Source organism: Brevibacillus panacihumi W25 (assembly GCF_000503775.1).
In the GTDB taxonomy this organism is placed as follows: Bacteria; Bacillota; Bacilli; order Brevibacillales; family Brevibacillaceae; genus Brevibacillus; species Brevibacillus panacihumi_A.
On sequence record NZ_KI629782.1, the window covers coordinates 81,571 to 106,684 of the forward strand.

Genomic DNA, 25,114 nt, shown 5'->3' on the forward strand with positions numbered 1-25,114 from the left:
CGATATTGTTCATTAATATCCACATTGTACCATTTATCTTACAAAAAAGGCGGGCTGTCCGAAAGCCAGTCCCCTCTTTTTAGGTTGTAGGATTCTAAACACCCGAAACCGGCAGCGAACCAATTGCTGCCGGTTTCGCTCACTGATAAATCGCCAATACCTGATTGCCATGCCAGTAGGTATAGGGGAATATGGCAAGATCTATGGTTTGCAGCGACCGTAGCTGGAGACGATCCAGTTTATAAGGGAAATCAGTGTAATCGAATCGATACATATGTTCCATGTTAAGCGTCTCTTCTTAAAATGGCACCAAAATGATGAGGGCAGCTCGGGTATGCCTTACCATTTTTTTATGACCGACAGCGGGCCCGAAAAATGCGAAGGATGTTGGAAGTGTATACGATATCAAACTGAACTTCTTCACCCATCTGCAAGATGTCACCCTCCTCAAACCGGAAGTGAGGGGCAGGCTTTTCACAGGCTGCGATGTTGTCTTCGATCCACCCTTGCTTCGTTTGGAGAAATGTTTCATAGTAATGAATGGCCCGGTCAAAGATACGGTGATCTTTCAATTCATTGGCGTAATAAAATAGACCACGAGGCGTAAACTGCTCCCCGGCAGCCATTCTTTTCTCATAGATTCGCAAATTCCGGCAGCTATCCCGATGAATGGGAGCGTGTGTGACGGCAATATCGCTCTCGATGATCGTGCCGAACGTTTTGGCAGCTTCCTGATCATTAATATAATGTATCCTATTTTTTACAGCATGAACGACGGACGATGTCAAAGGCGACCAACACCATCGCCGCACCACGGAATGCACAAAGCATATTCAACCACGGAATAGGATGTCAGATCTGCCATTGTTAGATCTGTAACACCGTTTGTTTTCTAAATAGAAATCTCGGGTTAGACAGGAAGGACTTTGCATGAGACAATACGAAAAAAACCATATCGATCTTGATTTAGCTCATACGCAAGTTGACCGTGTTGACGCTGGCTTACATCGGAGGGAAATATGGATTCCGTTACACATACGCTTTTTGGATTAACGCTCTACGGGGCAGTAGATAAATCAACAATGACCAAAAAAGAAAAAAGGGCGTTGCTGGCCACCGCTATTGCTGGTTCACAGATACCGGATATCGACGTCATTTCCTCATGGTGGGACACGGCTGGAAGGTACCAAATGTGGCATCGCGGCGTTACTCACTCGTTGTTTATGGTACCAGTTTGGGGGGCACTGATCGCGGCCATTGTCCGGGCACTGTTCCGCGTTCGTGGCTGGTATTGGTTCCTCTTTGCTATGTTGGCTGTCTGGATCCACAATACAAGCGACATTTTCAACGCCTGGGGAACAGGTTATTTTGAGCCCTTCTCTTCTGTTCGACTAACATTGGGGACCATCCCGATCGTGGATGTGGTCTTCTGGTTGTTGATGGCAGCGGGGTTGCTGTTTGCTCGATTGGGTCGCGGACGCTTCTCATCCCATCGTGTTTTCCGCACCGTATGGGTGTTGATGGCCCTGCATGTCATTTTTCAATCGGTGCAAGGGGCAGTGCTTGTCAACAGTGTCAATGCCAAGTTTGAACAAACTACGCTGACAGCCGATTTTATCCCAGGAATGTTTACCGTCGTGGGCGAGCGTGATCAAGAAGTTCAGCTTCTACACGGATCAGTCTGGTCGGATTTGAAGGTAGTTGCCATCCTTGAATCCCGGGAAGATGCGGATTTGGAGACGTTGTTCGCCCAAAACCCAAGGGCAAAAACGTTGTATGAATGGTCTCCTTTTGTCGTCATTGTAAATGATGAAGAGCGCTTGGGATTGTATGATCCCCGTTTCTATCGGAATGGTGAATCGTTTTTGTTTGAGTCAGTGGAAAAGACGGGGATCAGGTAGGAGCAAAGCGAATTGCGGAAGGGTGTTGAATACCTTCACACTCTTCCGCAATCTAAATAGGAGGTAGAAACTTTTACAACGCTTTCTTAATCGAATGTTTGTACCCTTCTGGCATAAGAACCTCATCGATCTTTTCCACTTCGACACTCGCCCATTCGGAATGTTCTTCGCTTATGTTCAATCGATCTGTTTCCGTAGACTCACAAAGATACGTGACTATCAGAACATGCCGGCCTTCAAGCACTTCATAAACCCAAACGTCAATGCATCGCAGTACGGAACAAGATATCGACAATTCCTCACGAATCTCTCTTCGTAGACACTCTTCTGGCGTTTCACCTGGTTCCAACCTCCCGCCGGGCAATTCCCACTCCTCTCTTTCATTTTTGAGTAAAATGACTCGACCCTGATGTAGGATGATTCCTTTTACGGATACAGGAAGATGCCAGTTCATGTCCTCACCTTCTTCCACGCTTTATTTGCATCGCCGCAAGTATGACGAGTTTACTGCAGAGTAAGTACGGTAATTTCCGGACGGCAAAATAGTCGCACGGGCAAAATAGTGGTTCCTAAACCCCTGTTCGTATAGACTGGCATCTGGTCAGGCCCTACCCGATGCAGCCCTTGTACATATTTGCGAGCTAGAGGTGGAGTCACGAGGTGACCAATCCAGGGCAACCGCACCTGTCCACCATGACTGTGACCCGACAATTGCAAATGAATCGGATGTTTTGCTGCTTCATCTGCAAAATCGGGTTCGTGGGCTAACAAAATCACGTTCTCCCCTTCTGGTATGTCGGCGATAGCCCGTGCCAGGTCAGGTTTGCCATGCAAGACATCTTCGACTCCTGCAATGTATAAAGACTCTCCGTTTTTTGTAACGACTACATGTCTGTTCTCTAAAACTTCAAATCCTGACGCAGTCAAACCTTCCTGCACCGATTTTTGTTGATCGATGCGATAATCATGGTTTCCCAGCACGGCGAATTTTCCCAACGGGGCCTGCAGTTGGCTTAGAATCGGAACAGCAGCGGCCAGAGGTGAAATGGACTCATCGACCAAATCACCAGTAAAGCAGATCACATCGGGATGTTCCTCCTGGATTACAGCGACCACTGCTTGCAGATCATTCGTTCCCATAAAATGTCCGAGATGCACGTCACTAAAATGAATCAGTTTCGTTCCTTTATAACGATTTCGTAAACCGGGTATTGTCAGGGTAATTCGAACCACATCCAGCCAGGTTCGCTCCCAGCCATATGCGTAAGCGCCTGTTGCTACACCCAACCCAACAATCCCGCCCAACCATTTCATCGCTTTGCTGATAAACGTTTTGCGCGAGATTGGGGCAATTCTTGGATCATTCATGTTTTCTCCCTTTGTTTTGAGCATTGAATATTTCTCTTCCCCATCAATATGGATTTACGTTAGGCAAATGGATTCGTTACAATAACCATTCGAATGCGCTAGTTGCGGAACCCGTAGAGCGGCTACTCATTGGTTCCACTGGACCTAACTATATTTCTTGTCCACAAATATCCTTGCAAAACGAATTCTTTGCTCGGGTTGGTATGGGGAGTATGTTCAAATATAAAATTGATCTCTTGTAACCGTCAAGTAGTTTTGAACACTTTTTGCTCATTAAGATTGAACACTTTTTTCTCCGAAAATAGAGCTCCTGTATTTGATTCTGTAGCTGTCTTCGTTTAGTTGGATCACTTCCACTCTGTGAAGCAATCGATCTAATATAGCCGTCGTAATTCCTTGATCACCTATTAATTCTCCCCACTGTTCGGGTCCTTTGTTGGATGTTAATATGATTGAACTTCGTTCATACAGGTTGTTTATGAGGTGGAAAAATAGGTTTGCCTCCCTTTGATCCATTGCCATATACATGAGATCATCAATAATGACCAAATCGGATTCGTTTATTCTTTTAAGCTGCGTTTGTGATTTTGTGAGGTACTCTTGGGTTTTCAATAGATGGATCAACTCTCCCATGGTTGAAAAGGTAACTTGAAAACCCTTTTGTATCGCTTCTAACCCAAGTCCAATTGCAATGTGGGTTTTGCCCACTCCTGGAGGACCAAGAAGGATCAGATTGTACTGTTGTTCTAGCCAATTCAGTTCCTTCAACTGTTTGATTTGGCGGGAACTGATTGACTTTTGCTCATCGATCTGAAATTCATCCAAGGTCTTTTGATAGGGAAACTTGGCCCATTTCAATCTCCTCTCCGCATTTTTTGCTTCTCTCCGTTTCAATTCATAGGTTAAGAGTTCTTCTAGAAATTCCTGATAGGTCCAAGAGAATTTTTCAGCTTTACGAAGGAATTCAGGCAGTTCATTGGCTGTCTCCGCCATCCGAAGATGGCGGAAGTAATTTTGCATGGTCTGTACGGTGCTGTTCAACGTCAAATGCCCCCTAGTATTTTTAAATATTTATCCATTTCCCTCGTTGGTGAAGTGGCTTGTAATGCGGAGAGGTTGCGGAAGTTGCTTGGTATTGCTTGATCGAAACGAGGTTCTGAGGAGGGCTTGGTATCTTTTAGTCGGGAAAGGTGCTGTGCAACATCCCGGAGGTCATTTGCACTCCATAAATGGTCTTTTACACATACATCCAAGGCTTCCTCAATATCAGGTTGGAAATGGGTGATGGCATATTGAACGATTTGCAAATGATCACGTACATACCTCGGATACCGAACGCTTATCTCATGAATAAACAGCATTGCTTTTTCTTGATCGTGAAATTGGCGGATAATGGTCTCCTTATAAGCATGAATCCCTTTAGATCGATCACGTGAGTGCTGTCTACTTTTTATAAGCTCTCCTTTTCCGTGGCAAAGCCGATGTCGTGCAAGAACTTCTCCTTGCGGAGTTGCTCTGACAATCAGTTCCTCTTCATGAATCTCGATAAATACTTGATTCTCTCCCCTTGGACGGTATGTCCCTAAAGGAAGGGAGTACCGATTGGATTTATATTTAATCACATTGTCCTTATGGACAGTTCTTGTTATACTGGATCCACGGTTGCTCTCGAAAGAGAGCAGGGGAGAGACTGGCTTCAAGTGTTGCTTTTCGAGGGCGTGCACTTCAACCGGTCTCTTTTTTGTTGTATGGTGCACATTGTAATTGCCTGTCCGTGATAGCCAGGCCAGAGACCGTTCGTTCCATGCATCGATATTGGAGAAAACCCTGTGTTTGGCAAAGTTTCTTTTCACGAATTTCACTACGTTTTCTATCTTGCCCTTACTTTGCGGATCTGCCTTGCGGCATAAATAAAGGCGAAATCCACGTTCTTGCTTATAAGACTGAAATTCACTCGTCAGGATAATGTCTCCTGCATTTTCACTTACGGTGATCAGGTGATCTTGGTCATAAACCAATTCCTCTGGCATTCCTCCGAAAAATACGAATGCGTTTTCATGGCATCTGATTGCATCCCTTGTGGTAAAGGGTCTGCTTTGCCACTCTACATACTTGAAACGGGAGTGGGAGAGAACAAAAGTGATGAAGTATAATCTCACGTCCTTTTTTTCCATATTTTTAACCGTGACTTCTCCCCAATCCACTTGAGCCTGTTGGCCCATTGGCAACTCGTCCACTGCTTCGTGATCACGAATATGTACAATTTTCGGAATATGGTATATTTCCCTTAGCTCACTAACATAGGATCGAACTGTGCTTCCTCCAATCTTAATGGAAGGATATTTCTCCTTTAACCAGTCCTCGACCTGAGAAGAAGACAGATCTGGATGTTCATGTAACCAACTGAGAATCCTATCCCGGTAGGGATTCAACTTTTTGCTTCTGTTACCAAGGGAATTGACCCAATCTGATGCCTCCTCAAAAGTCATATCTAGATATTTATAGACCGTGTTCCTCGACAGATCCAATTTCCTTGCGATGGCTGCCACCTTAAATCCTTGCTCTTTTAATTGATGAACCTGAAGATACAACAGTAATTTTTCCACCTTTCCCATCCCCCAGCCAAGCTATGTTGAACAAGTAATCATAGCTTAACTGGGTTACCAAGTGAAAGAAAAAAGTGTTCATTTCTATTTGGCGGATACTGTTGAATTTAGTTTAGCAGTTACATCTCTTTGCATTTTGATAAGAAACTCAGGATATGTGCGATCTTATACTGCTTCCCTTTATCCTCATGGCTCGGATGTACAGGAATCCAAATATATCTATCGCCTTCATACGCAACATTATGCAAATGAACAACTTTGATATGATCCTTCCACTTCTCTAGATAGGTTACGATTTCATCTCCTGTTGCAATTAGATAGTCACCGATGTCTATACATAGTTTTAGGTTATATTTTTCCCATTTCTTTATTGGAAAAGAATCAAGGTACTGTATGCCTTTAGCAGAACGTCCCATGCCTAATTTAGGCTCACAAACAATAGGTATGCCGTATTCTTTTTGAATTCTGGACAAATCTTTCAGTCCATTTTCAATCTTCTCGTTTACATTCTCCGTTGTTTCACCCTTAAAATAGGGAAAATGTACCAAAATATATTCCGCCCCTAAACGAGACAGTAATGCAGCCTCCCTCTCCAAGTTCTTTCGAGCCGCAATAGGTTCAAAAGAAACCTTTTCAATCAGGTCGTATTTACTTCCATTGCGTAGTAACGGAGAATGAACGCCAAAAGGCATTTGTTTTTCTTTACAAAGATCTAAGAAAGCACGGAAAGCCGATTCATTCGGAAACTCTCCAATTTCAATGACGTCAATATCATCCCAAAATAATTCGCCAAATTGTTCGGGACTCGTTAAAATGGTACTTCCAGATACACCAAATCTATGTTTGTTCAATGTGACTCCCCCCAGTTGCTATCCATACCCTAATTTTACCATATCTACATACAGCCTGTTAGTTCATGCGCTCAAGCATCGCTTATTTCCACGATTACCTCCTATCAAAGCACGTAGTCTCCTAGGATGGGGTATAATGGTTCAAGCAAAGGGGGCGGAAAATCAGTGGAGTGGTTAATAGGATTTGCCTGCAGCACTTTAATCGCAGGGACAGCTTATGCAAAACGGTCGCTGTCTGGATCCGGCTTCATAGCAGCGATCTTGCTTGGCGCGGTGATGTACGCGCTCGGAAGTGTGATCTGGTTCGGCTCCCTTATTGCTTTTTTTGTTTCGTCGACCTTATTGTCCAAATGGAAAAAGCATAGAAAACAAGATGCTGAAAGCGGTTATGAGAAATCCGGGAGGCGCGATGCAGGACAGGTACTCGCAAACGGAGTGCTTGGACTGCTGTTATGTGTGGCATATTGGGCAATTCCGCATCCGCTTTGGTGGTACGCCTTCCTCGGTGTTATGGCGGCTGTAACAGCGGATACGTGGGCTACAGAAATCGGCTGTTTAAGTCGGACAGCTCCGAGATCAATCAAGACGGGGCAACGCGTCCCCCCGGGCACGTCTGGAGGCGTTTCTGTCCTTGGCATGGGCGCTTCACTAGCTGGCGGTCTTTTTATTGGTGCCGCAGCGTGGATGCTGCTTGCGATGTCCGGCCAATCTGCTCCGGATGCGGTCACGGCGGCACTTAGACCGGCGGCCTGGATCGGAATAGCCAGTCTGGCAGGTATCATAGGATCGCTGGCCGATTCGTGGATCGGTGCGACATGGCAGCAAATGTATCGCTGTCGTTCTTGTAGTCGTGAAATCGAACAGGCCCACCACTGCGGCAAGCCAGCCATAAGGATCCGTGGCCGTGCCGGCTGGAACAACGATGCCGTCAATGTCGCCGGATCGCTGGTTGGCGGCGCATTAGCCGCCCTGGTGGCGCTGGCATTAGTCCTAGCCTAGCAGAAAACAAAACGGAAAGACTTTGTACCGCGAACGATGCAAGTCTTTCCGTTATTACGTCTTTCGAACTCAAAATAGGTCAGTAAAAAATTCCAATATTGAACGGAACATCAGGCGAAACCATCCTCCCTTTTCCATCTGTTCCACAGCGACCAGGTTCACCGTTTTCTCTTGGACCTGATCCATCCCCTCGATTTGGTACGTGTATGTAATGGTACCGGCCTTTATCCCTGCTTGAAAGGGAGCGGTGAGCGCATCTACCTCAATATGGGTCTTCATGGGAAGCTGTGAAGGATCGATCCCTTTTGGAACAACAAAATGAACGGCTTGTTCAGTGACCACAGGAACCTCTGTTTTTACTCCCTCTTTGACCGAAACGTTTTTTGCTGGACTGTTTTCTGCTACCACTTGTTTTACTTCAAAGTGCTGGAAGCCATAATCCAAGACTTTTTTCGTCTCTGTAAATCGTTTCGTCATCGATTCTGTTCCCATCACGACACTGATCAGACGCATCCCATCACGCTCGGCAGTACCTGCAAAGCAATAACCCGCGCTGTCGGTAAATCCTGTCTTCAACCCGTCAAGACCTTCATATGCGTACTGTTTATATTTGTTATTGTTCTGATTAGATGCCAGCATCCAATTTGTGTTGAGAAGGGGCTCCTTGTCTGATGCACGTAATTGAAAAGACAGAATGCTAGTAACCTCCAGAATTTCAGGATGATCCTGGATGATAGATCTAACCAGTGTCGCAACGTCCATTGCAGACATCAGATTCTCCCCTTTTTCGTATTATGAGGTCAGCCAGAAAAAACTGGCTGGCCATTTTTCATGGAAATGGCTTTACTCTATTGGTAGCCGGGTAGAACGATCCCCTTTTTGGGAAAAACCCGTGGAGGAAACTGTTCACCCCCTACTTGTACAACTATGTTTGGGCTGGTTGGGACAAGATCCCGTATCACATGCGAAGCTATGGCATACAAGTGCTAAAGGGGCTGCCGGTAAAAGAAGTGAGGGGAAGGAAGAACGTGAATCCAGTTGTAGGAATCGATGTGGCAAAAGGAGAAAGCCAAGCACAGATCTTTCTGGATCGGAACAAATTATACGGAAAAGGATTTCGTTTTTCGCATACCATAACAGATTTGGAATGGCTTCATGGAAGGCTAAAGGAAGTAGAAAAGGACAGCGGTTGTCGTCCAGCAATTATTCTTGAGGCTACAGGTCACTACCACCTTCCCATTGTAGAGTGGGCAGAGGAGAAAAATTATGACCTGTATATCCTTAATCCCTTATTAGCCCAGCGGGCTAAGAAAACGCACCTAAGAAAAGTGAAGACCGATAAATTGGACGCGGTTCATTTAGGAGAACTTTATTACAAAGAGGAGTTTGAACCGTACCAAAAGCAGGAAACGCACTGGCTTCATTTACGTCATCTCACGAGACAACATGAGGCAATGACGGATATGTATGTTCAGACAAAATTGCAATTTCGGGCTGTCCTAGACCAGGTCTTTCCCACGTATGAAGGTGTGTTTGGGGATTTGTATTCAACGGTATCATTGGGAGTGTTGGAAATGTATTCAACACCAGGGGCGGTAAAAACGGCAGGAGTGGACAAGCTAGCGGAGTGTATGAACACAAAGCTTGTTCGTGGACGGTCACCGAAGTGGGCAAAGGAAAAGGCAATAGATATGATGGCAGCGGCAGAAAAAAGCCCCTTTCAAGAAGGGGTCCATGAGAGTTATGTGCTTAGTTTACGTATGTTCATCACGTTGCTACTTCAATACCAGGAGCATCTATCCAAGCTTGAAAAACAAATAGATGCCCTGGCTGAAGAAAAAAAAGAATATGATCTACTCCGTTCGATTCCCGGCGTGGGAAACAAGATTGCTGCCACAATCCTGGCCGAAATTGGGGAAATCGAACGGTTTGACCACGCAAAGAAATTGGTCGCATTCGCTGGGGTTGACCCAAGTGTCACATCCTCCGGAAAGTTCACAGCAAGCACAAACCGAATTACCAAACGGGGTTCCAAACGCTTGCGAAGAGCGCTGTACCAAGCTGTACAATGCGGAGTAAGAAGACGAAAGGGGTGTCTCTTACAAAGCTCAGTAAATCAGCGATTACGTGAGTATTATGACGTGAAAAAGGGGGAAGGAAAGCCCCACAAACAGGTTGTGATTGCTTGTGTGAATAAGCTAATCCGCTGGATATACTGCATTTTAACGAGAAGCGAACCTTATAAGGCTGACTTTCAGTCAGCGTAATGGAATGAATTTCCATAACCTCTCCCTTTAGAGAGGTTATTTTGCATGCTTTTCAACAATATAGCACAACTTCAAAGAAAATAATAAGGATACTCTTGACAAAATATTAGCTGGTTTCCTCAGGGCGAAAGTTCTTCGGCATATCTATGCGGTCAAGTCCCGTCGCATTGATGTAGGAAGTATGGATCATTCCCATACGTTTGGCTTCCTGGTTCATCCTTGTAACGAATTGCTGCTCAGAACCAGCTGCGTATTCCGCAAGAGCTACAGCCGCGTCATTAGCGGAATGTACGAGCATTGCCGTAAATAATTCTTTGACAGTGTGGGTCTCCCCCTGCGCAATGTAAACACGTGAACCGATGGTTTTCGATGCATTTTCTTTGACTGTTACAACGTCATTCCATGAAAAATCTCCTTTTTTAACTGATTCCGCGACAATGTATGCCGTCATCATTTTCGTCATACTTGCTGGAGCGTAAGCTTTCTCTGCGTTTATGGATAACAGGACTTGACCCGTTACAGGTTCCACCAGAACGGCTGACCTGAGGGATAGATTGAGTTTGACTGCTTCTGCATTCGTTTTTCCGGCGGCAGATTCTGTCGTTGATGCCGTGTATATGCCTGTTTCTTCTAAAGCTGATACGGGAGCAGCAAAAAGAGAAAGCATAATCATTACGAATAGGAAGGGTTTACTACATGGTTTCAAAATAATCTCTCCTCTTAACAAACATGTCCGGCCAATAAACGGCCCGAAATATAAATAATACCCTTTATCTCTCCCAATTGGAAAGGCAAAGGGTTATGGAATCTGACTGCTTATTGTCGAGTACCTGCCTTTGAGAACCCACCCGTTTACATAGAGAGGTAAGAGGTCGAGGGTCATTTGCCCTCTTTTTACATCATCTTGTACCAGTGCAACGCTTTTCTTTCTAGCTCTTTGACGAACATATCTTTGCCATCCTTATATGCTTCGAAGTCCCTCGGGAAACGTTTGGCGAGACTTTCTTTTAAATCTCCATATGCTCTGGCCTCATCGGGGTGCGTTCTGAGGTAATCCCTGACCGCCAGATGGCGAGTAATATCGTCTTTGTTATCTTCTTGAAACACATGCACTTGATGCGTGCGATGCTCTGCTCCTTTCCGGAAATATCTTCTTCCTTTTATACCAAACTCCCCCATACATTCGTAACCAAGGCCCTGCATTTGTTCGTTATACGAATCAATTTTTTTGATATCTTTTACGACGGGCATGATGTCAATGATAGGTTTTGCTTTTAACCCGGGAACAGAAGTGCTGCCGATGTGATAAATGTCAATTACCTCATCACCAAAGATCTCCTTCATTTTTTGAGATTCCTCGCTAAATTGTTGTGTCCATTCATCACGGTATTCTGTTACCACAACATTCATCTCATAGACCTCCTCAGGAAATAGGATGGTGATTCACTTTCACCCCAAAAACTTCAATCAAAGAAATAGCTTGCTCAGGAGACACAATAGCGCCTCGCAAATCGTCTTCACGGAGATGTATATAAGTATATTGACACTCACTAAGATCTACATTTTTTAAAGAGGTGCCGGAGAACTGGACATCATCGATTGTCGTCGTACCTAGTTGAAGATTGTCCACAGATGAATCGAGAAAATTGGAACCGGATAAGAAACAATTTTCAAATCGTACATCTTTCAGCTCTGTGAGACTAAACCGAGAATAGGGTGCCTGACAGTTCACCCATGAAACATCCCGCATCACAACATGATCAAAATTGGCACCTCTCATTTTACAATCTATAAATTCCACGCGGTTCAATTTAGCACCACTGAAATCAGCATTGGAAAGATCACATTTTTCAAAAACAACATCTATCCAAGAAGAAAACGGCAAATGAGTTTTCTCAAACACGACGTTTCTTACATGAATTTCACGAAATCGAACGTGTTTCGCATGAATGGGGCCAACTGTTGTTTCCATCCTCCCCAACTCGAAGGAAGAATGATCAGCAATCTCTTTTATCGAGAGAGGCTCCAAGCTTTGGGGAAGATCTGGCTTTTGAATCTCCCTATTTTTCTTTTTCAACCGAATGTACCTCCTCGTGATTGAGTATGCCAACACCTTTGATTCTACCATTTTTATCCTTGATTCGATCTTCATTTCGGGATCGGTTTATTTCCCGATGGCGACTGAAACAAAATACCACCACGCCGTAATGGTTCACGTGGTGGTTTCCCAGAAGCTAGTCAATAAGAGTCATCTCGGATGTTTTTCCGTACGGTTTTGCCATCATTTTTTCCCACAACGGGATAAACTGCTTGATTAACGGGCCGATTGCCAGAGCCGTCACCAGGGTCCCTGCCGATACCGGACCTCCTAGCAAAAATCCCAATAGCGTAACCGTGCATTCAATCCCAACTCTTACTTTGCCGATGCCCCAGCCCATTCGTTCATGTAAGGCCAGCATGAAGCTGTCGCGTGGTCCAGCCCCTATTCGTGGCGAGATATACATGCCTGTACCGAATGTATAAATCAGCAGACCGGCAGCAAACAAGACGACTCGTTCTAAGAGTGTATCCCCGATGGGAACCCATTTCAACCACATGAACAAGTCGATAAACAGACCGAAAAAAATCATATTTAAAAACATTCCGACGGTAGGCTTTATTTTGCCAATGACATAGGACGCGATAATGATGCTGAAGCCCATGATTTGTGACCACATACCGATGGTTAAACCAAACGTCTTTTGCAATCCGATATGCAGCGTATCCCACGGAGCAACGCCTACATTGGCCTCAATCATCATGGCGATCCCATAACCCATGACGGCCAATCCAAGCATAAAAACACTGTATCGAACTGCAAGCGGATGAAACAAGAACTTCCTACCCATGATTGATCCCCCTATGGAGGGTTCGCCCCCTATTTGATTTCCCTTTTCAGGTCAGATAAGGGGAAAATCGATATTTTGATTCGGTAGCTTTGATTATTAATCAATTCACAGGATTTGTCACGACTCAAATACGGTTCAAGTCCATCCTCTCTCTCCCAAGAGCTGGGTGCTCATGCATTTTCTCTTTCTTCACTTTTTCGACGTCAATCACTTTACCATTCAACACCACACACGGAACAGACTGGACCCCATATTGTTTTGCTATGTCCTTCATTTCCGAGGTCGCGCTGCATTGATGTAGATCGTAAATCACAACATCGCATTTGGAGCAAGCAAACTGATTCACTTGCTTGACGATATCCTCGCACAGATAAGTTCCCGCTACAAACACTTCTATTTTTGCCATTATTCCTTCCCTCCGTTGGATAAGTTTTGAATGATCGGACAATCGTTTTTAGAAGGTGTGCGGCCAGAAAAGGGCCTCTGTGCCACGAGTTCCAAAATGGATTTAAATTTGTTCAGCTGCTCGATTTTTTCCTCGATTTGGCTGATTTTTTCAGTCGCAAATTGGTGCATTTCCGCAATAGGAAAGTAGTCCTCTGCTTTGTAAATGGATAACAGCATCTTGATTTCTTCAAGGGTAAATCCGAGATCCTGCGCTCGTTTAATAAACCGAATGTCGTGTACAGTTTCTACTGATAACATTCTATATCCGGAATTTGTCCTCGGTGGGCTGGGTAAAAGTCCTCTCCTTTCGTAATATCGTATGGTTTCGATATGAACACCAGCTTCTTTGGCCGCTTGACTAATGGTTAACCCATTCATGTTTTTCCTCCTTACCTGGTATTATCAACCCTGTACGTAGATACGGAGTCAAGGGGTTTAATCGGAATATACTTTATAAAAGCCTACATATTTCATGAGCTCTGCTCTCCCAAGAAACTGCTTCCTTAATTGACTATTCAAGTTTTGCAAGGCAAGCTGAAAAGATCGTTCCACTTGTTTATAGTGCTGAGTTTCCAAATCATTCAAAAGTTGTTTCATATTCTCGATATAGTACACGGTCTTCCTTAAGCTGCTAATCAAAATAATTTTTCTTAGCTCTGTACGTGTAAACACTCTGTACCCATTCTCTTTGTTTCTCCTCGATTGGATTAGCCCCTCTTGTTCCCAATGTCGAATAGCCGATGTTTTGACACCAGCAATTTGTGCAACTTCTCCAATTGTCATGGAATCGGTTACGTTCATATTTCTGTATTTCGGAAGATCGGCATTTCGCAGCATACGCAAGATTTCTTCTACCCTCTGTTTTTCGATTTGAGTATGATGCTGCTGCTGATTAATCATCCAGAGCGCATTTTCGATATCCAGCTTCTTCATCTTCCTCATTACCTCATGCACAACCGGAATATCATATCCTCGCAATAACGCACGAATTGTAACGAAGGCTTGCAAGTGGATGGATGTGTAGCATCTGCGGTTACTAGCTGATCTGGGTACATCCGGAATTAAATCTTGATCTTCATATCTCCGCAAACGTGACCGTTACAATGAATCCCGTTGTAACGAAACAATTTGTTTCCTTGTACCAGAGCCTCACTACTTTTGATGATCGCAGGAATCAACACAAGCTTCATATTCCCAAACTAGCCTTTGCAGGAGAAAAAGACACCATCGTTTACGGTGAAAATTTCGGAAATTTTGCCGTTGATATTGTCGGGTTAGTAACGAAGAATAGAAAAAATCTGAATGACCTAGGCTGGGATATTGAAATCCTTGCTGGAAGTGACATGGACCATACGAAAGCAATGCAGCCGACTGTGGTTTTGCCGTTGATAAAGCCATGGTTTAAGAAGCGCTTACTATCAGGAGATATGGCATAGCCCTATAACATTATGTAAAACAAAATGGCTGTCGATTTTCTCGACAGCCTTCCTACCGTTAACAAATGTAATTGATGCTGACATTGCCGCCATCCCCTTGCTCCACTACGCTTCTCAACTGGTCCAACGTAATGCGATTGACAAATTTGCTGAACTTTTCTTTGCCTTTTGCGTTCACCTTATAAAAGTCAATCAGCGTAGTGATCGCAGGAATTAATTGTGTTTCGTTCAATTCGGATACAAGAAGATTCGCAAGGCTAGCCTTTAATCCCTTAGCATCTCCACCCACATAAATGTCGTAGCTGTCTCGCATTTTCACAACACCGATATCCTTCAACAGCGGCTCGCTCGTTCCTAAAGCACAGCCTGCATAGCCTACTTTGATCGGGGTGGGGGTTTCAATCCCTGCGATGGCTTTGTTTAACTCCTTCGCGATATCCAGCCCGGCCTCTTCAGCACCTCTGCAAAAATTGCATGCAATCAGACTCTTCGTGACAAAACCAGCCGGATACACCTCCAAACCAGAACGTTGGAGCTCGTCAACGATAGCATCGCGGCTTTCAAGAGGAATCTCTACGTAGATCTGCTTGAATGGTGTCATCTCGATTTTGGCGTCAGGCCCAACAATAGTCCCCATTACTGCCAGCTGCCCCGGTGTAAAAAGACTTCCTCCCACTTGGATCGCCGGGGCAACGGCAATTTTCGTTTTTTCTCCCATTATGTTTTCTCCTCTCACATTACAGTTCTTTTGGCACAATCATGTGTCGCTTATCGAACTTTGACACGTTGCAAGCGAAGGGCATTCAGTACGACAGACACGGAGCTTAACGCCATAGCTGCGCCCGCCACCCACGGTGCCAACAGACCGAGTGCTGCAATAGGAATCCCGAGCGAGTTATAAGCGAGAGCCCAGAACAAATTTTGTTTAATATTGCTCATGGTTTTTCTGCTCATATAGATTGCATCCGGAATACTGGACAGGTCTCCACGCATGAGTGTTACATCTGCCGCTTCCATCGCGACGTCCGTACCCGTCCCAATGGCCATGCCAATATCTGCTGTTGCAAGAGCTGGCGCGTCATTGATGCCATCTCCAACCATCGCAACCTTTTTGCCTTGTGCCTGCAGTTTCTTCACTTCTTCAGCCTTTCCTTCTGGAAGGACTTCAGCAAGTACCTGATCAATACCGACTTCAGCAGCAATTGCATTTGCCGTTCTTGTGTTGTCCCCCGTAATCATAATGACTTGGATGCCCATATCTTTTAGACGAGCGACAGCCGTTTTGGAGGTTTCTTTAATTGTATCCGCCACAGCTACCATACCCGCGTACTGTTTATTTATCGCGACAAGCATAGCTGTTTTTCCGGATTTTCAAGTTTGGCCATCGTATCGTAAGCGTTCTTCGCATCTACTTCAAATCTTTCCAGTAAGCGTCTTGTGCCAATGAGTACCTCTTTACCTTCCACAACTGCTTTAATTCCAAATCCGGGAATAGCCTCAAACGCTTCTGTTCCGGATAAAGAGAGTCCTTTCTCTTGAATTCCAGCCACGATCGCTTCAGCAAGGGGATGTTCCGAATTTTTCTCGGCTGTCCCCACAAGTGTAAGGAACTCCGTCTCATCTCCATCGGTGATGACATCCGTCAGCTCCGGCTTTCCTTTTGTGACAGTCCCTGTCTTATCCAGAACGATCGTATCGATTTTATGCGTCTGTTCCAAATGCTCTCCGCCCTTAAAAAGGATTCCCAATTCGGCAGAACGTCCTGATCCTGCCATAATAGAGGTAGGAGTTGCAAGGCCAAGAGCGCAAGGGCAAGCGATGACCAGGATGGCGATTGCGATTTCCAGAGCTCCTGAAAAATTGCCCGGGGTAATATAGAAGTACCAAGCAAGGAATGCGACAATCGCGATACCGACAACGATCGGAACGAAAATTCCTGAAATCACGTCAGCAATCCGTTGGATCGGTGCTTTGGAACCTTGTGCTTCTTCCACAACTTTGATGATCTGGGCAAGAGCAGTTTCCTTTCCCACTTTGGTTGCTTTGATTCGAAGCACCCCGTTTTTGTTAACGGTGGCTCCTATCACAGCATCGCCCGCTTTTTTCTCGACGGGGATGCTCTCGCCTGTCAGCATGGATTCGTCAACAGTCGATACTCCTTCCAATACCTCACCGTCAACAGGCACTTTATCGCCTGGTCGAACAAGAACCAGATCGCCAACGATAACTTCATCCACCGGAATCGAGATCTCCTGGCCTTCACGGACTACGATTGCTGTCTTGGCTCGCAGTCCCATCAAGGACTTAATGGCTTCCGAGGATCTTCCTTTAGCAAGAGATTCAAACAATTTACCCAAAATCACGAGGGTGATCAGGACCGCACTGGTCTCGAAATAGAGAGCCGGAACATGGTGAGCTCCTCCATTGCCTGAAGACCAAATGATTGTCTGATAAACGCTGTAAAAATAGGCTGCAGACGTACCCAGGGCAATCAAGACGTCCATGTTTGCACTGCCATTTCGCAATGCTTTATAGGCCCCGACATAAAACTGTCTGCCCACGTAAAATTGGACTGGTGTAGCCAGAAGAAGCTGAAACCATGGGTTCATAAAAATTTCTGGCGAATAGATCCAGGAAGTGAAGGAAAAGTGACCTACCATGCTCCACAAAAGCGGCAATGAGAGAATGGCCGAGAAAAGCAATTTGCGTTTCTGATTCTGAATTTCTTTGCCACGGTGATCCTGGTTCGCTTCCTTTTCTGTTTTCAAGCTGGCTTTGTATCCAAGCTGATTCACTTTCTTTTGCAAATCATGAATCGATACTTCACCTGGCGAATACTCGACGTGGGCTGTCTCCAAAGCAAAGTTTACAGTGGCTTGCTTTACACCTGGCAGCTTATTTAAGCCCTTTTCAATTCTCAATGCACATGCTGCGCAAGTCATCCCTTCCAATTGGAGGTCAACCGTTTCTTTGACTGTTCCGTAACCAAGTTTGTGAATGCTTTCCTCTAGACGATTTACATCAACCTTCTCCGGGTCATACTCCACACTTGCTTTCTCCATGGCAAAATTGACATTGGCGCTTGCTACGCCATCCACTTTGTTCAAGCCTTTTTCAATCCGAATGGCACATGCTGCACAAGTCATGCCAGTAATCTGCAGGTTGACTTGCTTATTTCCCTTAGCCTGTAATGCTTCCATACTCCCTACCCCTCCTCATTTTCATCGTGGCGATTCATTTTTTGGTAATCACAATATACCCACATAAGGTATGTGAAATCAACAACTTTTTACTATACCCCTGTACCCTATATTAAAGGGCGAAATAATAGCAGCTTGCGGCTGCCCATTTCATTTTACTTCATCAATTTATTCATGGTGGTCATGAGCTCTTTTAGTACTTCTGTATCCCCCTCCTGAATCCGTTCGATTACACAGCTTTTCATGTGATGTTCAAGCAGCAGCTTACCTACTCCGTTTAAAGCTGACTGGATAGACGCGATTTGATTCAGTACATCATCACAGTAGGTGTCCTTTTCAATCATTCCTTTTACGCCTCTAACCTGGCCTTCGATTCGATTTAAACGGCTGATTAAATTGCTTTTTACTTGATCGGAATGATGGCTTTTTCTTTCGGATTGGTCATGCGAGCAACAAGTGGTATCTTCCTGAAGGTTTTTTTCTATATGGTCTATTGTTGTGCTCATTTTGTTTTTCCCTCCTTCGCGAGATAATCATACTATACCCCCATACCCTATATTAGTCAAGCGGCTCCTTCTGTTCGATCTCCATTTTTTCTTCACATTCGTATGTTACCCTTCACCTAGATTTCGTAAAGGAGGATGAGAATGAAAAAGTGGATCCCACTTCCCGCAATACTTACGGCTACGCTTGTGCTGGCTGCTTGTTCCAATAGTAATCAAACGAAGATGCCTGGTCATGACATGTCGAAGATGGATTCCGCGAGTACAGCAGAACATGAGAACCTCAAACAAATGTCTGCCTCACTCGATCCACCATTTGAAGTGCTGACAGGGAATACATTCACCCTGACCGCTAAGGAAAGTATGCTGATGCTCGATGACAACACGATGAAAACGGCCTGGACGTATAACGGAACGGTCCCTGGACCGCAATTGCGTGTTAAGCAAGGTGAAACGATAAAGGTTGTTTTGAATAATGAGCTGCCCGAGCCAGTTACCATTCACTGGCATGGTTTGCCCGTTCCCAACAACATGGACGGCATTCCAGGAATAACACAAAATGCTGTGAAGCCAAAAGAAAGTTTCACCTACGAATTTAAGGTAGATGTACCTGGTACGTACTGGTACCATTCCCACCAAAATGGAGTCAATCAGGTCGATAAAGGCTTGTATGGTTCCATCGTTGTCGAGCCGAAGGATGCTGAACCGGTAGATAAAGACTTTACTCTTGTGCTGGATGAATGGATGGAGGACGACAGCATGGCCGAAATGCACAGTGCTGGTAGCAGCCACTCAGCGCATAGCCAGAGTAAAGATTCCTCTGAACATGCAAATATGGATATGAGCGGTATGAGCGATGCCGAAATGATGCCGTTGATGTACACCATCTTCTCTGCGAACGGCAAGACGGGCTCTGCCATTCAACCCCTGATCGTTAAAAAGGGAGAGAAAGTGAGAATTCGGCTGATAAATGCAGGATATCTCTCCCACAAAATGCACTTGCCCGGTCATAGTTTTACAATAGTCTCAACGGACGGCCAACCGATTCATAACCCGCCTGAAACCCAAGACCAACTGTTGAATATCGCGCCAGGAGAACGGTACGATGTGGAATTTGTCGCAAATCATCCAGGCAAATGGCTCCTCGATGAGCACAGTACGAATCCAGGTGCGAAATCTCTGGCAATTCCCATTGTCTACGAAGGCGAAGAACATGCTTCTGTGAAATCGGAGTCCATGGACTTGCCTGTCGTTGATATCACCAAATACGGCGAAGCGGCAAAGGGAACCTTCTCACTTGATGATCAATACGACGTTACGTATTCGATGGATCTCAATACCGATATGAGTCATGGAGACATGACCTTTACCATTAATGGGAAAACGTATCCAGATACCCCTCCTCTTGATGTAAGAGAAGGAGACTTGGTGAAAGTAAAAATGGTAAATCGTTCGCCTGAAGACATTCACCCTATGCACCTGCACGGCCACTTCTTCCAGGTTCTTAGCAAGGATGGCCAACCAATATCGGGGTCTCCTCTAGTAAAAGATACTTTAAACATCTTACCCGGGGAAGAATATGTCGTCGCCTTCAAAGCAGATAATCCCGGAAACTGGATGTTCCACTGTCATGATCTGGGGCATGCCGCAAAAGGGATGATGTCAGAAGTAAAATACGATGGATTCAAACCCGACTTTACCATCGATCCAACTGTAAATAACATGCCGGAATAAAACCGAAAAAAAGGCAGAACAATCGTTCTGCCTTGTCTTTTATCCATCGTTGATCATGTTCTCTATCGCAGGAAACGTAATCGATACAATGGTTCCCTTTCCTTCTTCACTTGATATGGTGATCTTGCCCTGGTGTGCCTCCACAATCCCCTTCACGATCGTCAAGCCAAGGCCTGCTCCCCCTTTTTCCCTTTTACGTGAACGATCTCCACGATAAAACCGTTCAAAAACAAAAGGCAAATCTCCAAGAGGGATTCCCGTACCATTATCAACTACTTTAATTTCAATAGTTTGTTCCTTTTTTTCAACCTTGACCATTACCTCTCCACCCTGGGGCGTATGTTTTAAAGAATTCGTGAACAGGTTGGCTACGACTTGAGCCAAGCGTTGCGAATCTCCCAACATCCAGGCAGCTGTATTCAGATGGCTTGTAAGTTGAATACCGTGTAGCTGAAACGCTGCTGTCATTGATTCCACTACGCTTTCCACGACATCGTGTAGATTTATGACTTCCTCGGAGATGTGCCGGGCTCCGGCTTCCACCTGAATGACCTGATCCAAGTCACTCACAATCCGGGTCAGACGCAATACCTCGGAGCGGGTTGCTTCCAAATGTTCGGGTGTTGCTTCCCAAATGCCGTCCAACATGCCCTCTGTCTGGGCCAGCAATGTATTCAATGGCGTTCGCAGCTCATGGGCGATATCTGACGTTAGACGTTTTCGCAATTCCTCCTGCTGTTGAAGGTTTTGCACTAGATTATTAAACGCTTCGACCAGAATGGACAGTTCGTCCTTTTCTTCTGGGACAGCCACCCTTACGGAAAGATCCCCTTTTGCCACCGCCTGCGCTGCGTTACTCATATCCGTGATCGGTCTGGCAATGCGTCTCGCTATAAAGATACTGGCAAAGCAGACAAGCAAAAGCAAAGCAAGCATCGTCCATTGCAATGCATTCGTATGGGCCATCCGGAAATGATCTTCCAAAGGTACAGCACTCTCATTGTCATACCTGATTCCCACATACCCTACGGTATTTCCTTGAACCAGTATCGGCATCATGTCATCGCTATTTATAATTTCGAGACCAGTCGTATTGCCAAATGTGCGAATAAGCTTCCCATTCTGGTCAAGCAAAACAATTTGTATCGTCAGGACTTGGGATGCTGTCTCAAGTTTTAAAAGGGTATGATCATCCCATCCTGTTCCCTGTTGATACTCGTCTTGCAGGATACTTCGCAGATCCTGCTCATGCTGTTGATTGACATCGCTTAGATACAGGGAAAAATGATAATCCATTTCCTGAATGGAAAGGACCGTGGCGATTAGAATCCCGCCGGCGCCAACAGCCATGAAAGCCAAAGCCAGCTTCATCCAAATCCTTTTCATGTGTTAACCCCTATCCTTGGCGGGATTTTCAAAGCGGTAACCCAATCCGTATACGGTCTTAATGTACTCTGGTTGTTTTGGGTCTTCTTCAATTTTTTGACGAAGGTTCTTGATATGCGTGTCGATCGTTCTGTCGCTTCCCATATAGTCGATTCCCAGAACCTCCTCGACCAACTCTTCACGTGTCCATGTCCGGCCTGGATAACGGAGCAAGGTGGTAAGTAAGCGAAACTCATTGGTTGTTAATTCTACAGCTTGTTCCTTCTTGGCAACACTTCTCTCCCGTAATGATACCTTTAAATTGCCAAATTGAATGCGATCACTCAAAACTTGGTAATCTCCTGCTCTTCTTAATATTGCCCGAACCCTCGCGACGAGCTCACGCGGGCTAAATGGTTTAACCAGATAGTCGTCCGCCCCAATCTCCAAACCGATGATTCTGTCGGCTTCCCCACTTTTCGCCGTCAGCATAATGATCGGGACGCGTGATTTTTTGCGTATTTCCCTGCACACGTCTTCACCCGTCATATCTGGCAGCATCAGATCAAGGATAATAAGATCAATGGGATAGGCAGTTACATACTCTAGTGTCAGTCTGCCATCCTCGGCGGTCATTACGTGGTATCCTTCCTTTCGTAAATAGGAAGACAAGATTTCTAGGATTTGCGATTCATCATCTGCTATAAGGATCGTGGACATCTGGAACACCTCCCAGTCCGGATTTCAAGCCAAATATACCCCCCTTACGTATCATGCGTCAAGATTATTCCCATTTACGGAAAAGAAAGAAGCACTCCCAAATACCGAGTGCTTTCCTACTCATTCCCTTCTTTCTTCCCGAACCGGTTTCACATCTTTGGGTATCTGCTCAGGCTCCACTTGCAGATATTCCACGTCAAACGCTCCTGAATAGCCGAACAGATCTCCAAAAGTCGGATTCGTAACCTTCACGTCGATCCGATACTTATCGCTTTTTTCGTCGTACCATTCCTGGACATCTGCATAGCCAGAGAACAGCATCGGGAATTGGAAGCCAACCCATCCCTCGTAAAAATACTGATTGCCGGATCGCAGATGCATTCCCCCATTTTCACCTACGGACATCTCGATCTCCACGGCCAAATGCTGATGAGTGCCGAGGTAATCAATGATTTTTTGCTTTTCCTCACTGTAGATCATGGTGGCATCGAAGCGGCGCGTACGATTGGGGAATTGGTATTTTCGTACCCAGGTTACGGTTTCGCGGCCAAAGCTGTCGAGATAAGCATAATTTTCGATAGTAAACGGGACATCTGCCCCTTGCTGCGGAAACATAATGTTTCTCCACGTCCCAATATAGAGAAAAGGGAGCGTGTATGCTTTCCCGTACCACACTTTTTCCATGATTCCGCGACCAATGGAGGCTCGCTGATCTTTGCTGGAAAATCCGAATCGTTCTTGTATCTTGGGGTGAAGCTTCGCGAAGTCTGGCCCCAGCAATCTTTGATAAATGGAACTCAAGATTCTTTCATCTCCTCACGGTGAAATCAGATGGTTCAGTAGCGTTCTTCTTTTTCAGGATTTCGCAAGCAGGCTGACGCATTGGGCAGATCCGGAAGACTGAGCATGCCGCATACCGATAGCGCCATCATGCCCAGATTTAACGTAACCGGGTTAAACGGCTCGACCATAACGGTTGGTTCTGCTAATGCTCCTACTCCAAGCGCAACAAGCAAGATGATATTCCAGAGGTAAAGGGGTTTTCTCCAGCTTTTTCCTGCAAAAGCGAAGAGCAGCCCGAAGCAGATCTCTCCCACTCCAACAAATAGCAAGGCCAGTTGTTCATAGCCTGGGAATAAATGCGTGGCCTGCAGGAGCTGCAGTTCTCCCGTATGCGGATAAAGCAGTTTGGGAAACAGCCCTTGATAGATCCAGATAAAAGCCGGAATGATCCGACATATCAACTCCGTTAGCGAGCGCCGCAAAGAGATATTGGGATGAATGCCTTTCTCCAGCCACAGACGCAAGGCGTCAAAACTCCATGCCGTCGCCCAGCCCATCAACGGCCGAAACAGCAGCCGATCCAGCCACCTGCCCATCGCTCCAAATCTGGTCTGATAATCATAGCGGGTAAAAAAACGAATTCCTTCTTCACAAGGGACGTATCTCCAGAACCCAGCGCCTTCCCGAATCAATGAGATGGGATTGCCCGACGAAAACTTCAGGACGGACGTCTTCGTCTCATCTTTCTCGGTCGTACCAACACTTTCCCCTTCTCCGGATATGGAGAAGCCAAACCCGATATTCGTTTGGTAGAGGAATCGTTGGGGTTCATCTTCTGTTTTCTTCGGAAGATACGAAATTTTGGTGAAACGAAGATCCCACTGCTCATGAAGCTCCGGGGTTTGTGTGTATGTCCACAAGGATTCCAGTGTTGTCTGGATTGTACTCTCTACGTAGATCGGTTTGCTTTTTGCCAAGTTGATCCCCCTGCATCTTTCCGAAACAAGCCAGAGTCTCCCCTGGCTTGGCAACGGCGGTTACCCTATTGTTCTGACTTCCTTATTATACCATGTCTAGGTAACATGCTTCTTGATAAATGTCTCAATCCGGGCATTGCACTCCTCATATGCCTTGGTCGGCACCCTGTGATCCACGCCTGGTATCATATACAGTTCATTTTGGGGCAAGCGTTGCTGCAACAGATGAGCGTAAGGATGAAATGGCTTGTCCTTTTCGCCATATAGAAGCAGCACGGGGGGATTGATTTCTCCCAATTGCTTCGTACAGTTATACGTTAAACTATACCGGTAATACTCTTCTGCGTTCTTAGCGTCACACTTTTTCGCATCTCTATATAACTCCCGGAACTGCTTCATATTGATTGAATTCGACCAAGAAACACCCAATGCGATGGTGTTGATTGCCTTTATCTTCGCGAGGAACACTCCGGTTGCGATCAGGCGTTTTACACGCTTTGTGTTCACTTCTGGCATGCCGCCAATGACGATTCCTCCGAGTGAGCGATCGGGGTGGGATAACAAGCATTCCAGCACAATCGATCCACCAGTCGAATAACCGCAAAAGAATGCCATATGAATATCCAATCGATCCATGAGAGCTTTGATGTCGTCCGCGATCAATGGATAGGTTACAGGCGTTTTGGATGCTTTACTCTGCCCGTGTCCGCGGATATCAAAGGCGATTACACGGAAGAAACGGGACAGATGCTCCAATTGACAGCTAAAATTTTTTCTGGATAACACGGGGGGATGAATGCAGATCAGTGCGGTACCTGTCCCTTTTTCTATGTAATGAAGTGAAGCTCCATTCACGTTTATGATTGGCATCCTCTGCCTCCCAGAGTATATGTAGGATCACTAGGGTATTACCATTATGGAACTGAACAAGCATTTTTAGCATGCCACTTTCTTCAAATATCTCGGGACCTCATTCCAGTTTCATGAAAGTAAACAAATGACTACATTTTTTCAATCAACAGGATTATAATGGACAAGTTGATTAACAACATTTCTCGTATTCATCTGG

The 25,114-nt window shown here is 45.4% G+C and carries 27 protein-coding genes and 1 pseudogene; 5 read left to right on the top strand and 23 right to left on the bottom strand.

Going from position 1 to position 25,114, the window contains the following annotated elements; genetic code table 11:
- Positions 1 to 139 precede the first annotated feature (139 nt).
- The gene (locus T458_RS57070; protein ID WP_023554148.1) at positions 140 to 283 is read right to left on the bottom strand and encodes a hypothetical protein; all 144 of its coding nucleotides are present in this window, start codon (positions 281 to 283) and stop codon (positions 140 to 142) included.
- 67 nt (positions 284 to 350) lie between these two features.
- Entirely contained in the window at positions 351 to 788 is a 438-nt protein-coding gene (locus T458_RS29910) for a hypothetical protein (protein WP_023554149.1), read from the bottom strand.
- A 231-nt stretch (positions 789 to 1,019) separates the two neighbouring features.
- On the opposite strand from T458_RS29910, the gene T458_RS29915 reads away from it, so the two are divergent.
- The gene (locus T458_RS29915) at positions 1,020 to 1,901 is read left to right on the top strand and encodes a metal-dependent hydrolase (protein WP_023554150.1); all 882 of its coding nucleotides are present in this window, start codon (positions 1,020 to 1,022) and stop codon (positions 1,899 to 1,901) included.
- 73 nt (positions 1,902 to 1,974) lie between these two features.
- On the opposite strand, the gene T458_RS29920 is transcribed toward T458_RS29915, so the two are convergent.
- From T458_RS29920 to T458_RS29940, 5 genes are all read right to left on the bottom strand, one after another.
- Entirely contained in the window at positions 1,975 to 2,355 is a 381-nt protein-coding gene (locus T458_RS29920; protein WP_023554151.1) for an NUDIX hydrolase, read from the bottom strand.
- A 50-nt stretch (positions 2,356 to 2,405) separates the two neighbouring features.
- Positions 2,406 to 3,269, bottom strand: coding sequence for a metallophosphoesterase (locus tag T458_RS29925; protein WP_031305274.1), 864 nt, complete (start codon positions 3,267 to 3,269; stop codon positions 2,406 to 2,408).
- Between the two features lie 273 nt (positions 3,270 to 3,542).
- Positions 3,543 to 4,310, bottom strand: coding sequence for an IS21-like element helper ATPase IstB (gene istB, locus T458_RS29930; protein WP_023554153.1), 768 nt, complete (start codon positions 4,308 to 4,310; stop codon positions 3,543 to 3,545).
- A 2-nt stretch (positions 4,311 to 4,312) separates the two neighbouring features.
- Positions 4,313 to 5,863 (bottom strand): IS21 family transposase, encoded by a 1,551-nt coding sequence (gene istA / locus T458_RS29935; RefSeq protein ID WP_144083832.1) that lies wholly within the window; start codon positions 5,861 to 5,863, stop codon positions 4,313 to 4,315.
- A gap of 131 nt (positions 5,864 to 5,994) precedes the next feature.
- Positions 5,995 to 6,726: a sugar phosphate isomerase/epimerase family protein gene (locus tag T458_RS29940; protein ID WP_023554155.1), complete on the bottom strand. Its 732-nt coding sequence runs from the start codon at positions 6,724 to 6,726 to the stop codon at positions 5,995 to 5,997.
- Between the two features lie 165 nt (positions 6,727 to 6,891).
- On the opposite strand from T458_RS29940, the gene T458_RS29945 reads away from it, so the two are divergent.
- Positions 6,892 to 7,725, top strand: coding sequence for a DUF92 domain-containing protein (locus tag T458_RS29945; protein ID WP_023554156.1), 834 nt, complete (start codon positions 6,892 to 6,894; stop codon positions 7,723 to 7,725).
- 69 nt (positions 7,726 to 7,794) lie between these two features.
- On the opposite strand, the gene T458_RS29950 is transcribed toward T458_RS29945, so the two are convergent.
- Entirely contained in the window at positions 7,795 to 8,496 is a 702-nt protein-coding gene (locus tag T458_RS29950) for a D-alanyl-D-alanine carboxypeptidase family protein (protein ID WP_023554157.1), read from the bottom strand.
- A 257-nt stretch (positions 8,497 to 8,753) separates the two neighbouring features.
- Here T458_RS29950 and T458_RS29955 point away from each other — a divergent pair, with 257 nt between their 5' ends.
- Positions 8,754 to 9,992, top strand: a complete 1,239-nt coding sequence (locus T458_RS29955) for an IS110 family RNA-guided transposase (RefSeq protein ID WP_031305278.1) — start codon at positions 8,754 to 8,756, stop codon at positions 9,990 to 9,992.
- 106 nt (positions 9,993 to 10,098) lie between these two features.
- On the opposite strand, the gene T458_RS29960 is transcribed toward T458_RS29955, so the two are convergent.
- The 7 genes from T458_RS29960 to T458_RS29985 form a co-directional block, all read right to left on the bottom strand.
- On the bottom strand, positions 10,099 to 10,698 hold the full coding sequence (locus T458_RS29960) for a D-alanyl-D-alanine carboxypeptidase family protein (RefSeq protein WP_023554159.1): 600 nt from the start codon (positions 10,696 to 10,698) through the stop codon (positions 10,099 to 10,101).
- Positions 10,699 to 10,886: 188 nt separating this feature from the next.
- Positions 10,887 to 11,402, bottom strand: coding sequence for a GrpB family protein (locus T458_RS29965; protein WP_023554160.1), 516 nt, complete (start codon positions 11,400 to 11,402; stop codon positions 10,887 to 10,889).
- A gap of 13 nt (positions 11,403 to 11,415) precedes the next feature.
- A complete protein-coding gene (locus T458_RS29970; protein ID WP_023554161.1) occupies positions 11,416 to 12,069 on the bottom strand; it encodes a pentapeptide repeat-containing protein in 654 nt (217 codons plus the stop codon).
- A gap of 157 nt (positions 12,070 to 12,226) precedes the next feature.
- On the bottom strand, positions 12,227 to 12,880 hold the full coding sequence (locus tag T458_RS29975; RefSeq protein WP_023554162.1) for a YczE/YyaS/YitT family protein: 654 nt from the start codon (positions 12,878 to 12,880) through the stop codon (positions 12,227 to 12,229).
- Between the two features lie 124 nt (positions 12,881 to 13,004).
- Entirely contained in the window at positions 13,005 to 13,286 is a 282-nt protein-coding gene (locus T458_RS0128215; RefSeq protein ID WP_023554163.1) for a thioredoxin family protein, read from the bottom strand.
- Positions 13,286 to 13,705: a MerR family transcriptional regulator gene (locus tag T458_RS29980; RefSeq protein WP_023554164.1), complete on the bottom strand. Its 420-nt coding sequence runs from the start codon at positions 13,703 to 13,705 to the stop codon at positions 13,286 to 13,288. The genes T458_RS0128215 and T458_RS29980 overlap by 1 nt, the downstream gene beginning before the upstream one ends.
- Positions 13,706 to 13,762: 57 nt before the next feature.
- Positions 13,763 to 14,416, bottom strand: coding sequence for a MerR family transcriptional regulator (locus T458_RS29985; protein ID WP_023554165.1), 654 nt, complete (start codon positions 14,414 to 14,416; stop codon positions 13,763 to 13,765).
- A 14-nt stretch (positions 14,417 to 14,430) separates the two neighbouring features.
- Here T458_RS29985 and T458_RS29990 point away from each other — a divergent pair, with 14 nt between their 5' ends.
- A complete protein-coding gene (locus T458_RS29990) occupies positions 14,431 to 14,763 on the top strand; it encodes a hypothetical protein (RefSeq protein ID WP_031305281.1) in 333 nt (110 codons plus the stop codon).
- 58 nt (positions 14,764 to 14,821) lie between these two features.
- Here T458_RS29990 and T458_RS29995 read toward each other — a convergent pair whose 3' ends face one another.
- The 3 genes and pseudogenes from T458_RS29995 to T458_RS30005 form a co-directional block, all read right to left on the bottom strand.
- Positions 14,822 to 15,481 (bottom strand): NAD(P)/FAD-dependent oxidoreductase, encoded by a 660-nt coding sequence (locus T458_RS29995; RefSeq protein WP_023554167.1) that lies wholly within the window; start codon positions 15,479 to 15,481, stop codon positions 14,822 to 14,824.
- Positions 15,482 to 15,531: 50 nt separating this feature from the next.
- Positions 15,532 to 17,963, bottom strand: a pseudogene (locus T458_RS30000) (heavy metal translocating P-type ATPase).
- Between the two features lie 155 nt (positions 17,964 to 18,118).
- A complete protein-coding gene (locus tag T458_RS30005) occupies positions 18,119 to 18,469 on the bottom strand; it encodes a metal-sensitive transcriptional regulator (protein WP_023554168.1) in 351 nt (116 codons plus the stop codon).
- A 141-nt stretch (positions 18,470 to 18,610) separates the two neighbouring features.
- Here T458_RS30005 and T458_RS30010 point away from each other — a divergent pair, with 141 nt between their 5' ends.
- Positions 18,611 to 20,200 carry a multicopper oxidase family protein gene (locus tag T458_RS30010; RefSeq protein ID WP_023554169.1) on the top strand — a complete coding sequence of 530 codons (1,590 nt, stop codon included), beginning with the start codon at positions 18,611 to 18,613 and terminating at the stop codon, positions 20,198 to 20,200.
- A gap of 39 nt (positions 20,201 to 20,239) precedes the next feature.
- Here the strand turns inward: T458_RS30010 and T458_RS30015 are convergent, their stop codons facing one another.
- From T458_RS30015 to T458_RS30035, 5 genes are all read right to left on the bottom strand, one after another.
- The gene (locus T458_RS30015) at positions 20,240 to 21,586 is read right to left on the bottom strand and encodes a sensor histidine kinase (RefSeq protein WP_023554170.1); all 1,347 of its coding nucleotides are present in this window, start codon (positions 21,584 to 21,586) and stop codon (positions 20,240 to 20,242) included.
- 3 nt (positions 21,587 to 21,589) lie between these two features.
- Positions 21,590 to 22,285, bottom strand: coding sequence for a response regulator transcription factor (locus tag T458_RS30020; protein ID WP_023554171.1), 696 nt, complete (start codon positions 22,283 to 22,285; stop codon positions 21,590 to 21,592).
- 120 nt (positions 22,286 to 22,405) lie between these two features.
- Positions 22,406 to 23,086 (bottom strand): DUF4166 domain-containing protein, encoded by a 681-nt coding sequence (locus T458_RS30025; RefSeq protein WP_023554172.1) that lies wholly within the window; start codon positions 23,084 to 23,086, stop codon positions 22,406 to 22,408.
- A gap of 35 nt (positions 23,087 to 23,121) precedes the next feature.
- The gene (locus tag T458_RS30030) at positions 23,122 to 24,045 is read right to left on the bottom strand and encodes a DoxX-like family protein (protein WP_023554173.1); all 924 of its coding nucleotides are present in this window, start codon (positions 24,043 to 24,045) and stop codon (positions 23,122 to 23,124) included.
- Between the two features lie 96 nt (positions 24,046 to 24,141).
- Entirely contained in the window at positions 24,142 to 24,915 is a 774-nt protein-coding gene (locus T458_RS30035; RefSeq protein ID WP_023554174.1) for an alpha/beta fold hydrolase, read from the bottom strand.
- Positions 24,916 to 25,114: the final 199 nt, after the last annotated feature.